Here is a 12951-nt window from a genome sequence, read left to right as displayed (position 1 = left end):
CCGCGGTCCCAGAACAGGCCCGCCGACTCCGCGGACGCGCGTTCGCGGGCGGGCGGGGGCGGAAAGTCGCGGTACGGGATCCGGACCGGGAAATGTGGCGTCTACGTCGGTATGGATCTGGAGAAGCAGTCGCCACGGCCGCAGTCGCAGACGCAGCCGCAGCACCCCGAGGGGTGTCTCGCCGTCGCGATTCGTATTCCGGTGCGGATCGTCGTGCTCGTGCTGGTCGTTCCCGTGCGGATGGTGTGGGACGCGCTCGTCTTCGTGGGGCGGCTGCTGAACGACGTGCTGCTGCGGCCGCTCGGGCGGGCGTTGCTCTGGGTCGGGCGGGCGGTCTTCGTATGGCCGTTCGTGGGGCTGTGGCGGTATCTGCTCGTGCCCCTCGCCAGGGCGCTCGGGTGGCTCGGGAACGTACTCGTCGTCGTGCCGCTGGGCTGGCTGTACCGGTACGTGCTGACGCCACTCGGGCACGCCGTCGCCTCGGCGGCGCGGGGGATCGGGGCCGGGCTGGTGTGGGTCTACGCGTGCGTGCTGACGCCGGTCGGGCACGGCGTGACGTGGGTGCTCAGGGGATTGGGGGCGGTGTTCGCCGCCCTGGGGGCCGGCATCTACGGCGTCGTCGCCTGGCTGGTGCGGTATCTCCTCGTCGTGCCTGCCGTGTGGGTGTACGAGTGGGTTCTCGCGCCCGTGGGGCGGGCGGTCGCCTGGTGTGCCGGGGGGCTCGTGTGGTGTTTGCGCGTGATCGTCACCGGGGTCGGGGTGGCCCTCTACTGGATCGCCCGGGTTCTCCTGGTTCTGCCGGTGCTCGCCCTGTGGCGGTGGGTCCTCGCGCCCGTGGGGCGGGCGGTCGCCTGGTGTGCCGGGGGGTTCGTGTGGTGTTTGCGCGTGATCGTCACCGGGGTCGGGGTGGCCCTCTACTGGATCGCCCGGGTTCTTCTCGTTCTGCCGGTGCTCGCCCTGTGGCGGTGGGTCCTCGCACCCGTCGGGCGGGCGATCGCCGTCATCGCGCGGGAGGTCGGCGTGGCGCTGGGGCACGCCTGGCGGATCGCGGGGTACGTCTCGCTCGCCGTCGGGCGGTTCCTCGGGACCCTCTTCCGGTGGATCTTCGTGGAGCCCGTGCGCTGGGTGTACCGAACCGTGCTGACACCGGTCGGGCACGTCGTCCGGGACATGGTGCTGCGGCCCGCCGCCGAGGCCGCGCGCGGTGTGGGGCGGGCCACCCGGCAGGCCCTCGCCGCCGCCCGTCAGTCCGCGCGGCAGGCGCGCGCCGACTTCCGGCGGATGGTCTTCGGGGAGCCGAGGCAGCCGCAGGTGGTGGACCGGCGGGAACCTGTGGGCGCCGAGACACGTACTCTTGGTAGTAGTACGACCGCTCTCACGAAGGACTGAACGACACTGGGCAAGCGACAGCCCGAAGGCCCGCCGCCCGCACCCGCGGTGCAGCGCATCCGACTGCGCTACACCAAGCGCGGCCGCCTCCGGTTCACCAGCCACCGTGACTTCCAGCGCGCCTTCGAGCGTGCGTTGCGCCGTGCCGAGGTGCCGATGGCGTACTCGGCGGGGTTCACACCGCACCCGAAGGTGTCGTACGCCAATGCCGCACCCACCGGCACGGGCAGTGAGGCGGAGTTTCTCGAGATCGCGCTCACCGAAGCGCGCGACCCGGAGAAGCTCAGGGTTCTGCTCGACGAGTCGCTGCCCACAGGGCTCGACATCATCGACGCCGTCGAGGCCCGGACCTCCGGGCTCGCCGACCGGCTGACGGCTTCCGTGTGGGAGCTGCGGCTGGACGGGGCGGACCCGGCCGAGGTCGAGCGCGCGGTGGCGGCCTTCAACGCCGCCGAGTTCGTCGAGGTCCAACGCCGGACCAAGAACGGCGTACGGACCTTCGACGCCCGCTCGGCGGTCGCGCACCTTGAAACGCACGGTCCGCAGGCTGATAGGCCGACCGACCAGCCCTGTGCGATACTGCGGCTGGTTGTTCGGCACGTGACGCCTGCCGTTCGACCCGACGACGTCCTGTCCGGTCTCCGCGCCGTGGCCGACCTGGCGCCGCCGGTCCCCGCAGCGGTGACCAGGCTGGCGCAGGGGCTGTTCGATGAAGAGACCGGCACGGTGACCGACCCGCTCACACCCGACCGCGAGGCAGCGGCGGCCCTCTCGACGGCTGCCGCGGCTGCCGCCGCGACGGCGCTGGTGCCGGAAGGTTCCGCGTAGGGACGTACGTCGTAAGCGCCGCCCTGGTACTCGGGAGCCATCTGGGTCGGGCAGCGCACCTACCACAAGACTTTCGCCAGGCCGTGCGCATTCGGCGTACGGAACCGGCGAGACAGGACACAGAGAGCTCCCGTGCGGCGCCCGCGCCCCGGACGGCGGCACCGCGCAACGCGCGAGCCGCGGACGTCACCGGCATCATCGCCGGACCAGGCGCGGCGCCCGGGAGCCTGACGGGAGATATGCCCGCATGCTCGAACCGACCGAACCCACCGAGGGTTCCGAACCCAACACTCCCAGCGACACCTTGCCGCCGCGTCGTCGGCGCCGGGCCGCTTCCCGGCCGGCGGGACCGCCGGTCGCCTCCTCGGAGACTCCGGAGGAGACCGTCGCACCGGCCGTGGCGGCCGCTGAGGCCGAGGACCTCGTCACCGACGAGGAAGAGCTCGCCGAGAGCACCGAGACGGCGCCGGCCGAGGCTGTCGAGAGCCTCCCGGCCGAAGACGCCGCACCCGCTCCCCGTACGCGGCGCCGGGCCACCCGCCGGGTGTCCGCGCCCGCCGGGGCCTCCGCCGCTGTCGAGGCCGCGGAGACCGTCGTACCTGTGAGCGCCGCCGGTGACGCCGGTGCGCAGGAGGTCGCCGAGGCTGTCGAGAGCCCCGAGGCCGAAGAGGCGGCGCCCGCACCCCGTGCACGGCGTCGTGCCACCCGCCGGGTGTCCGCACCCGCCGGGGCTCCCGCTGCCGGTGAGTCCGCCGAGGCGGCCGAGACCGTTGTGCCCGCCGCCACCGAGACCGCCACCGAGAGCGCCGCGGTCGAGGCTCCGGCCGAGGCGCCCGCCGGCCGCACCACGCGGCGCCGGGCCACCCGCCGCGCCTCCGCGCCCGCCGGGGCGCCGAAGGCGGACGATGCCGCCGGGACAGTGGAGGCCGCGCTGGCCGTCGAGACGGCCGAGGCCGTCGGCGAGCCGGTGGACCTCCCCACCGACACCGCTGCTGCGCCCGCCGAGCAGCCCGCGACCGACGAGGACGCCGCTCCGCGGCGCTCGCGCCGGCGTGCCACGCGCCGGGTGACCACGCCCGCCGGTACCGACTCCGAGTCGGCCGAGGAGGCCGTGGTGACGAGCACTCCCGAGCCCGAGGTTCCCGCCGCCGGGAGCGAGCCTGCCGAGGCCGCGCAGGCTCCCACGGTCGAGGAGACCGCTGAGGACGCCTCCCCGCGTCGGCGCCGTCGCGTCGCCCGCAAGGCCGCCACCGGCTTCGCCGCGCCCGCGCAGTCGGCCGGCGGGGCGGACGACAAGGCTCCGCGCCGGCCGTCGAGGCCCGCCGTCGCCGTGTTCCAGGCTCCCGTCTTCACCGAGCCGCAGTTCCAGACGCCGCAGCGGGCCGCTGCCGCGGCGGCTGCCGAGGCCGAGGCCGAGACCGAGACCGAGGCAGAGCCCGAGGTCCAGCCCCAGGCCCGGCCCGAGGCGGTCGAGGTGGTCGAGGAGACCGCCGAGGAGCAGGGCGGCCGTCGCCGTCGCCGGCGCCGGGGCTCCGCCCCCGCGCAGGAGCCCGAGGTCCAGGCCCCGCAGGCCGCCGAGGCGGCCGCGGAGGAAGAGCCGGACGAGGCCGAGGACGCCGACGACTCCGCCGAGGGCGACGAGGCCGAGGAGACCGGTTCGCGCCGTCGCCGTCGCCGGGGCGGCCGTCGCCGCCGCCGGGGCGAGCTGGCCGACTCCGAGTCGGGCGACGGCCAGGAGGACGGCGACGAGTACGCCGACGAGCAGGCCGCGCAGGACACCGAGGACACTTCCGAGCAGCACGACGAGGACGCCGAGGACACGGACGACCGCGAGGAGGCCGGCGGCTCCAGCAGCAGCCGTCGCCGTCGTCGCCGTCGCCGTCGTGCCGGTGACTCCTCCCCGGAGGCCGAGCCCGTCGACGGCGACCCCGAGCGCACCGTCGTCAAGGTCCGCGAGCCGCGCAAGCCCGCCGAGCCGTCCGACGAGGTGCAGTCCATCAAGGGCTCGACCCGCCTGGAGGCCAAGAAGCAGCGCCGCCGGGAAGGCCGTGAGCAGGGTCGCCGACGCGTTCCGATCATCACCGAGGCGGAGTTCCTGGCCCGCCGGGAGGCCGTCGAGCGGGTGATGGTCGTCCGGCAGTACGGCGACCGTACGCAGATCGGCGTCCTGGAGGACGGCGTGCTCGTCGAGCACTACGTCAACAAGGAGCAGTCGACCTCGTACGTCGGCAACGTCTACCTCGGCAAGGTGCAGAACGTGCTGCCGTCGATGGAGGCCGCCTTCATCGACATCGGCAAGGGCCGCAACGCCGTGCTGTACGCCGGTGAGGTCAACTTCGAGGCGCTGGGCATGGGCAACGGCCCGCGGCGCATCGAGAGCGCGCTGAAGTCCGGGCAGCCCGTGCTCGTCCAGGTGACGAAGGACCCGATCGGGCACAAGGGCGCGCGGCTGACCAGCCAGGTGTCGCTGCCCGGCCGTTACCTCGTGTACGTGCCCGAGGGTTCGATGACCGGCATCAGCCGCAAGCTGCCCGACACCGAGCGGGCCCGGCTGAAGACCATCCTCAAGAAGATCGTCCCCGAGGACGCGGGCGTGATCGTGCGTACCGCCGCCGAGGGCGCGAGCGAGGACGAGCTGCGCCGGGACGTCGAGCGGCTGCAGGGCCAGTGGGAGGACATCCAGAAGAAGTCGAAGAACGGCGGCAGCTCGAACGCGCCGACGCTGCTGTACGGCGAGCCGGACATGACCGTCCGGGTCGTCCGCGACATCTTCAACGAGGACTTCACCAAGGTCATCGTGAGCGGTGACGACGCGTGGGAGACCATCCACGGATACGTCTCGCACGTCGCGCCGGATCTCGCCGAGCGGCTGCAGAGGTGGACCAGCGAGGTCGACGTCTTCGCCACGTACCGGATCGACGAGCAGCTGGCCAAGGCGCTGGACCGCAAGGTCTGGCTGCCGAGCGGCGGTTCGCTGGTGATCGACCGGACCGAGGCGATGGTCGTCGTCGACGTCAACACCGGCAAGTTCACCGGTCAGGGCGGCAACCTCGAGGAGACGGTCACCAGGAACAACCTGGAGGCGGCCGAGGAGATCGTGCGCCAGCTCCGGCTGCGCGACCTCGGCGGCATCATCGTCATCGACTTCATCGACATGGTGCTGGAGTCCAACCGGGACCTGGTGCTGCGGCGCCTGCTCGAGTGCCTGGGCCGCGACCGTACGAAGCACCAGGTCGCCGAGGTGACCTCGCTGGGCCTGGTCCAGATGACCCGCAAGCGGGTGGGCCAGGGGCTGCTGGAGTCGTTCTCCGAGACCTGCGTCCACTGCAACGGCCGTGGCGTCATCGTCCACATGGAGCAGCCGACCTCCGCCGGAGGCGGCGGCAAGCGCCGCAAGCGCGGGCGCGGCGGTGACGGGCAGATCCCCGAGCACGAGCACGAGGCGGCCGTGGACACCGCGGAGGCCATCGAGGAGACCGAGGACGAGGTGGCCGCCGAGGTCGCCGAGCCCCTCGCCCTGGCCGAGCCGGACTTCGAGCCGGACGAGGAGCTGTACAGCAGTGTCGCCGAGGCGGAGGCCGCGGCCGGTCGGGGCCGTTCGCGGCGCCGGGCGAGCCGGCGGGCGTCGGCTCCGGCGGGCGCGCCGAAGCGGGACGAGCGGCGCGGTGAGAGGCGGGACGAGGCCAGGGCCGAGGCTCCGGCCGCGGTGCAGGCCGAGGCTCCCACGGCTCAGGACGTGACGGCCGAGGAAGAGGTCGAGCGTCCGGTGCAGCCGGAGCCGGCCGTCGTCGCGCAGACCGAGCCCGTCGCCGCCGAGGACCCGGTCGTCGAGGCTCCGGCCGCGGAGCCGGTCGCCGGGGACGCCGCGCCGAAGGGCCGTGTGCGTCGCCGGGCGACCCGCAAGGTGTCCGCGCCGGCCGGTTCGCCGACGGGATCCGAGGCGGCCGTGGTGACGGTCGCCGAGACCGCGCCGACGGCTGAGCCGCAGGCCGAGGAGGCTCCGGCCGCACCGGCCGAGGCCGCTGCCGAGGCGCCCGCCGAAAGCGCCGCCCCGGCCCGTCCGCGGCGCCGTGCCGTGCGCAAGGCCACCGCGCCCACCGCGTCCGAGGAGGCGGCCGTCATGGTCGTCCCGTCGGCCGCGGAGGAGCCGGTGGAGGCTCCTGCCGAGGCAGAGGCCGAGGTCGCGGCCGAGACGGAAACCGAGACCGGGGCCGCAGCCGCTGCCGAGGAAGCGGCGACGGCGCCGGCCAAGAAGACGGCCCGTAAGACGGCCAAGAAGGTCACGGCGAAGAAGGCGGCCACCAAGAAGACGGTGGCCAAGAAGACGGCCGCGAAGAAGACCGTCGCCAAGAAGACGACGGCCAAGAAGGCGACGTCGAAGAAGACGGCGGCGGCCGAACAGCAATCGCTGCGGTCCGTCTCGGCACCCGCCGACGAGGCCTGACGGCTCGCCGTACGAAATAAGTGATCCGCCCCCGGTCCAGACCGGGGGCGGATACTTTTTTTTGCGGATCCGTGAGCATCACGTAAGGATCGGGTATGTGAATGGAAGGTGAATCACCCATCCGGCCGCAGGGTTATGATGTGAGCCGAGATTGACGCTAAATTCAGACAAATTAGGATTTTACTTTCCGTATGTGCACAGTATTGGGGCGCAATTCGTGAAGGCTCTCGTGCTCTCCGGGGGAGCGGGCACCCGCCTCCGCCCGATCACCCACACATCGGCCAAGCAGCTGGTACCGGTCGCCAACAAGCCTGTGCTCTTCTACGGCCTGGAGGCGATCGCCGAAGCCGGGATCAGCGAGGTCGGCATCGTCGTCGGCGACACCGCGGAGGAGATCCGCGAAGCGGTGGGTGACGGTTCGCTCTTCGGGATCAAGGTCACGTACATCCCCCAGGAAGCGCCGCTGGGCCTCGCCCATGCCGTGCTCATCGCGCAGGACTTCCTCGGCGACGACGACTTCGTCATGTACCTCGGCGACAACTTCATCGTCGGTGGCATCACCGGTCTGGTGGAGGGGTTCCGGACCGAGCGGCCCGACGCGCAGATCCTGCTGACCAAGGTCCCCAACCCGACCTCCTTCGGTGTCGCCGAACTCGGCGGCGACGGCCGCGTGGTGGGCCTGGAGGAGAAGCCGAAGAAGCCGAAGAGCGATCTGGCGCTCGTCGGCGTCTACCTGTTCACCCCGGCCATCCACGAGGCCGTCCGCTCCATCGAGCCCTCCTGGCGCGGCGAGCTGGAGATCACGCACGCCATCCAGTGGCTGATCGACGAGAGGCGTGACGTCCGCTCCACCACCATCTCCGGCTACTGGAAGGACACCGGCAACGTCACCGACATGCTGGAGGTCAACCGGTCCGTCCTGGAGACCGTGGAGCCGCTCGACGCGGGCACGGTCGACGAGGCCAGCGAGATCATCGGCCGGGTGCGCATCGAGGAGGGCGCCCGGGTCAGTGGCAGCCGGATCGTCGGACCCGCCATCATCGGTGCCGGCACGGTGGTCAACGACGCTTACATCGGCCCCTTCACGTCCGTCTCCGAGGACTGCCGGATCGAGGACAGCGAAATCGAGTACTCCATCGTGCTGCGCGGCTCCTCCGTGACCGGCGTGCGCCGGGTGGAGGCCTCGCTCATCGGGCGTGACGTCGAGGTGACGCCCGCTCCCCGTAACCCCAAGGCCCACCGGCTCGTGCTCGGTGATCACAGCAAGGTGCAGATCTCCTCATGACGACCCCTGTTACCCGGATCCTGGTGACCGGCGGTGCCGGTTTCATCGGCTCGCACTACGTCCGTACGCTGCTCGGCCCCCAGGGCCCCGGTGATGTCGCGATCACCGTCCTGGACAAGCTGACGTACGCGGGCAACCCGGCCAACCTCGACGAGGTGCGCGCGCACCCCGGATTCGCCTTCGTGCAGGGCGACATCTGCGACCCGGAACTGGTCGGCAAGCTGGTGGCCGAGCACGACCAGGTCGTGCACTTCGCGGCCGAGTCGCACGTCGACCGTTCCATCGACGGCGGCGCGGAGTTCGTCCGCACGAACGTCGTCGGCACGCACACGCTGATCGACGCGGCCCACCGGGCCGGCGTCAAGACCTTCGTGCACATCTCCACCGACGAGGTCTACGGCTCGATCGACGAGGGCTCCTGGCCCGAGACCCACCCGCTGGAGCCCAACTCGCCCTACTCCTCGGCGAAGGCGTCCAGCGACCTGATCGCCCTGTCCTACCACCGCACCCACGGCCTGGACGTCCGCGTCACCCGCTGTTCCAACAACTACGGGCACCACCACTTCCCCGAGAAGGTCATCCCGCTCTTCGTGACCAACCTCCTCGACGGCAAGAAGGTCCCGCTGTACGGCGACGGCGGCAACGTCCGCGACTGGCTGCACATCGACGACCACGTCCAGGGCATCGAGCTGGTCCGCACCAAGGGCCGCGCGGGCGAGGTCTACAACATCGGCGGTGGCACCGAGCTCTCCAACAAGGAGCTCACCGGGCTGCTGCTCAAGGCGTGCGGCGCCGACTGGGAGACCAGCGTCGAGTACGTCGAGGACCGCAAGGGCCACGACCGCCGCTACTCCGTCGACTGCACGAAGATCCGCGAGGAGCTCGGCTACGAGCCCCGCAAGAGCTTCGAACAGGGCCTGGCGGAGACGGTCGAGTGGTACCGCGACAACCGCGCCTGGTGGGAGCCGCTGAAGGAGCGGGCCGCGCTGTGACCGACAACCGGACCTGGCTCGTCACCGGCGCGGGGGGCATGCTCGCGCAGGACGTCCTCGCGCGGCTCGCCGCCGTGGGGGTCCCGGCCGTCGCGGCCGCCCGCACCGAACTGGACATCACCGACCCGGCCTCGGTGGGCGCGGCGCTGGCCGCACACCGCCCGGCCGTGGTCGTCAACTGCGCCGCCTGGACGGCCGTGGACGACGCCGAGTCCCGCGAGGACGAGGCGCTGCGGGTCAACGCCGACGGCCCGCGCCACCTCGCCGAGGCGTGCGCGGAGACCGGGGCCGTACTCCTGCAGGTGTCCACCGACTACGTGTTCACCGGGGACGCCGAGAAGCCCTACGCCGAGGACGCGCCCACCGGGCCGCGCAGCGCGTACGGGCGGACCAAGCTGGCGGGCGAGGAGGCGGTCCTCACCGTGCTCCCCGAGAGCGGCTACGTCGTGCGCACAGCCTGGCTGTACGGCGCGGGCGGCGGCAACTTCGTCCGTACGATGATCAAGCTGGAGGGCGTCAAGGACACCCTCGACGTGGTCGACGACCAGCGCGGCCAGCCCACCTGGACCGCCGACCTCGCCGACCGTCTGGTCCGCCTCGGCCAGGGTGCCCTCGCGGGCACCGCACCGGCCGGCGTCTACCACGGCACCAGCGGCGGCGAGACGACGTGGTTCGGCTTCACGCGGGCCATCTTCGAGCAGCTGGGCGCCGACCCGGAGCGGGTCCGTCCCACCACCAGCGCGGCCTTCGTACGGCCGGCGCCCCGGCCCGCGTACAGCGTGCTGGGCCACGACCGGTGGGCGGCGGCGGGCATCGAGCCGATCCGGGACTGGCGCGAGGCGCTGACCGAGGCGTTTCCCGCGCTGCTCGCGGCGGAGCGGGGCTGACCGGGGTCGACCGGACGGCATCGGTGGCCGGGTCCTGCCTTCGGGCGGGGCCCGGCCACCGGCATTCCGGGCTCTTCGTGCGGCTCGTGCAACCGAAGGCGAGGCTCGGTGGTCCCACTCGCATGAGGAAAAAGCCTGTCGTCGGCGCGGTCCTGGTTCTCCTGCTGTCCGCGTGCGGGGCGGGCGGACCGGACGCGGAGGACAGGCAGACGCACCGGGCCCCCGTCCCGTCGGACTCCGTGCCGGCAGGGACGGGACGGCCCGCCGTCCGGTCGGACTTCGACGGGGACGGGTACGGGGATCTGGTCTTCACCGACGGGACCGCGACCGTCAACGGGAAGTACGCCGCCGGGTACGCGGCCGTGATCCGCGGCTCCTCGAAGGGGCCGGTACTCGACGGGCGGCAGGTCGTCACCCAGGACGACCTGGGACTCGGCAAGGCGGGCGAGGGGGGCGGGTTCGGGAGCCGGGGCGTGACCGCCGACCTCGACGGGGACGGGCGGGCCGACTTCGTCACCCAGGCGGGCCGGAGCACGGTCTTCGTCGTCTGGGGCAGCCCCGAGGGGCTGTCGAAGGCGGCCCGGCTGGCGGGCTCCGCTCCCGTCGCGGGGGATTTCGACGGGGACGGGCGGGCCGACCTCGTCGTCACCGGGACCGAGGACAGCACCGCACGCGTCCTCCTGGGGCCGTTCGGCCGCGACGGCGCACCGCGCCGCACGGTCTCTCTGGATCTGACGCCGAGCGACCCGGAGTACTCCGTCGCGATCCCCTCCGCCGTCGGCGACGTCACGGGGGACGGAAAGGACGACCTGCTAATCACCTGGGCGGTCCTCGTGGACGAGTCGCCCGTTGCCCGCGCCACCCTCGTGTACCGCGGGGCCGCCGACGGGAAGCTGGTCGAGGGCCCGCGCCTGAAGGACGCCAAGGGCGAGGACTTCCACGGCGCGCCGCTGCGGACGGGAGACCTGAACAGGGACGGTTTCGCCGACGTCGTGGCGGGACTCGCCTGCGAGTTGCTCGGCGATCCCATGACCCCGGCCGGCGGCAGTCGCGTGGCCGTCCTGTACGGCGGCCCCTCGGGGACGAGCGAGAAGTTCAAGCCCTCGGGCATCACGGAGAGGACACCAGGGCTGCCTGTGCAAGGGCCCTTCTCCTACTGCACCTTCGGCTACGCACCCGCGGTCGGCGACATCGACGCAGACGGATACGCCGATGTGGCGTTCTCGGTCACGACCGGTACCGAACCGGACGGCGAGAGCAGCGTCGTCCTGCTGAGGGGGAGCGCCCGGGGCCTCACGGTCGAAGGAGCGCAGTCCCTGCCCGGCGGCCGTGCCGCGATGCTGGACACGAACGGGGACCGAGCGGCCGAGCTCGCCGTGTCAGGCCCGGGAGAGGGCGAGGTCCGGGTGCTGCGCGGAGGGCGGGAGGGGGTCGGACTCACTCCGTTGCTGGTCGTCAAGGAGGCGGATCTCGACCTGGGACCGGAGATATCGAGCAGGGGGCGCGCCTTCGGGATGGTCGGATGACACCCCGCTTTGCTACCGGAGAGTACGTAAACCTCCAGTGAACTTCCGAGAAAGCTTACGCCAGAGCCTTTGAATGAGTAACTTCGCGGGAAACAAGGACAGCCGCAACCCCTCGAAAGGCCGCTTCAGTGGACCGTCATGAACTCCTGCGTGGACTGCACCGTATCTACCGGCCGCGAAACTACCTGGAGATCGGCGTCAACGACGGCCGCAGCCTGGCACTTTCGCGCGTCGCGTCCGTCGCGATCGACCCCGCGTTCAAGGTCGTGACGTCGATCAGCTGTGACGTCCACCTGGTCCAGTCGACCAGTGACGACTTCTTCGCCCGCAAGGACCCGCTGGTCCACCTGCGCCGCGGCCGCAACCCCTTCCGCGCCCTCGCCCGCCGCGACCCGCTGGGAATGCTCGGCGGCGACCCCACGCTCGAGCTGTCCTTCATCGACGGCATGCACCTCTTCGAGTACGCGCTGCGCGACTTCATGAACGTGGAGCGCCACTCCCGCTGGTCGAGCGTGATCGTGCTCGACGACATGCTGCCCCGCGACGTCGACGAGGCGGCCCGCGACCGGCACACCAAGTTCTGGACCGGCGACGTCTACAAGCTGGTGACCGTCCTGCGGAAGTACCGCCCCGATCTGACGGTGCTCGAGATCGACACCGCGCCGACCGGTGTCGCCGTGGTCTTCGGAGCCGACCCGCAGAACACGGTGCTCAAGGAGAACTACGACGACATCATCAAGGAGTACGTCGTCCCGGACCCGCAGGCGGTCCCCGAAGAGGTCCTGGTGCGCAAGCACGCCGTGCAGCCCGAGGCGCTGCTCGGGGCCGACTTCTGGCCGGCCCTGGTCAAGGCGCGGAACCTGCGCCGCCCGCGCGCGGGCTTCGAGAAGGTGCGCGGCCGGATAGCGGCGCTGGGCGGCTGATCCGCCCGTACGACAGCAGGAGGGGGCCTCGCGGACGGATCCGCGAGGCCCCCTCCTCGTTGCTCTCAGGCGCGCAGCTGAGCCGCGTACGCCTGGCAGGCCTCGTACGACGGCAGCAGGCCCTGGGCCTCGGCCTCGGCCAGCGTCGGCGCCGCCGAGTCCTTCTCGGACAGGACGGGCGACACGCCCGACGGCCACTCGATGCCCAGATCCGGGTCGAGCGGGTGGATGCCGTGCTCGCGCTGCGGGGCGTACCCCTCGGAGCACAGGTAGACCACGGTCGCGTCGTCGGTCAGCGCCATGAAGGCGTGCCCGAGCCCCTCGGAGAGGTAGACGGAGTGGTGGTCCACGTCGTCCAGCCGCACGGCTTCCCACTGCTTGTACGTGGGGGAGCCGGTGCGGATGTCGACGATGACGTCCAGCACCGCGCCGCGTACGCACTTGACGTACTTGGCCTGGCTGGGCGGCACGTCGGCGAAGTGGATGCCGCGCAGGGTGCCGCGGCTGGAGACGGAACAGTTGGCCTGGGCCAGGCTCAGGCTGTGGCCGGTGGACTCCTCGAAGTCCGCCCCCTTGAACCACTCGTGGAAGCTCCCGCGAGCGTCGGGGAAGACCTTCGGTTCGTGCACCCAGGCGCCCGCGATGCTGAGCTCCCGCATGGTGATCACATCCTTAAC

General features: G+C 72.0%; 9 protein-coding genes. 8 read left to right on the top strand and 1 reads right to left on the bottom strand.

The window, feature by feature from the left end; all coding sequences use genetic code 11:
* Positions 1–111: 111 nt before the first annotated feature.
* The 8 genes from ACZ5XS_RS30195 to ACZ5XS_RS30160 all read left to right on the top strand — a co-directional run bounded on the left by ACZ5XS_RS30195 (position 112) and on the right by ACZ5XS_RS30160 (position 12274).
* Positions 112–1389 (top strand): hypothetical protein, encoded by a 1278-nt coding sequence (locus tag ACZ5XS_RS30195; RefSeq protein WP_468656591.1) that lies wholly within the window; start codon positions 112–114, stop codon positions 1387–1389.
* Between the two features lie 48 nt (positions 1390–1437).
* Positions 1438–2217, top strand: a complete 780-nt coding sequence (locus ACZ5XS_RS30190) for a TIGR03936 family radical SAM-associated protein (protein ID WP_468656589.1) — start codon at positions 1438–1440, stop codon at positions 2215–2217.
* Positions 2218–2464: 247 nt separating this feature from the next.
* On the top strand, positions 2465–6661 hold the full coding sequence (locus ACZ5XS_RS30185; protein WP_468656587.1) for an Rne/Rng family ribonuclease: 4197 nt from the start codon (positions 2465–2467) through the stop codon (positions 6659–6661).
* Between the two features lie 217 nt (positions 6662–6878).
* Positions 6879–7946, top strand: a complete 1068-nt coding sequence (locus ACZ5XS_RS30180; protein ID WP_468656585.1) for a glucose-1-phosphate thymidylyltransferase — start codon at positions 6879–6881, stop codon at positions 7944–7946.
* Positions 7943–8938: a dTDP-glucose 4,6-dehydratase gene (gene rfbB, locus ACZ5XS_RS30175; RefSeq protein WP_468656583.1), complete on the top strand. Its 996-nt coding sequence runs from the start codon at positions 7943–7945 to the stop codon at positions 8936–8938. The genes ACZ5XS_RS30180 and rfbB overlap by 4 nt, the downstream gene beginning before the upstream one ends.
* A complete protein-coding gene (rfbD, locus tag ACZ5XS_RS30170; RefSeq protein ID WP_468656581.1) occupies positions 8935–9825 on the top strand; it encodes a dTDP-4-dehydrorhamnose reductase in 891 nt (296 codons plus the stop codon). The genes rfbB and rfbD overlap by 4 nt, the downstream gene beginning before the upstream one ends.
* 122 nt (positions 9826–9947) lie before the next feature.
* The gene (locus ACZ5XS_RS30165; RefSeq protein WP_468656579.1) at positions 9948–11351 is read left to right on the top strand and encodes an FG-GAP repeat domain-containing protein; all 1404 of its coding nucleotides are present in this window, start codon (positions 9948–9950) and stop codon (positions 11349–11351) included.
* A gap of 128 nt (positions 11352–11479) precedes the next feature.
* On the top strand, positions 11480–12274 hold the full coding sequence (locus ACZ5XS_RS30160; protein WP_468656577.1) for a class I SAM-dependent methyltransferase: 795 nt from the start codon (positions 11480–11482) through the stop codon (positions 12272–12274).
* A 65-nt stretch (positions 12275–12339) separates the two neighbouring features.
* On the opposite strand, the gene rfbC is transcribed toward ACZ5XS_RS30160, so the two are convergent.
* Positions 12340–12933, bottom strand: a complete 594-nt coding sequence (gene rfbC / locus ACZ5XS_RS30155; protein ID WP_217239945.1) for a dTDP-4-dehydrorhamnose 3,5-epimerase — start codon at positions 12931–12933, stop codon at positions 12340–12342.
* Positions 12934–12951 lie beyond the last annotated feature (18 nt).

This window comes from Streptomyces sp. NPDC033131, from assembly GCF_055578365.1.
This window is presented reverse-complemented; position numbering and strand designations above follow the sequence as displayed.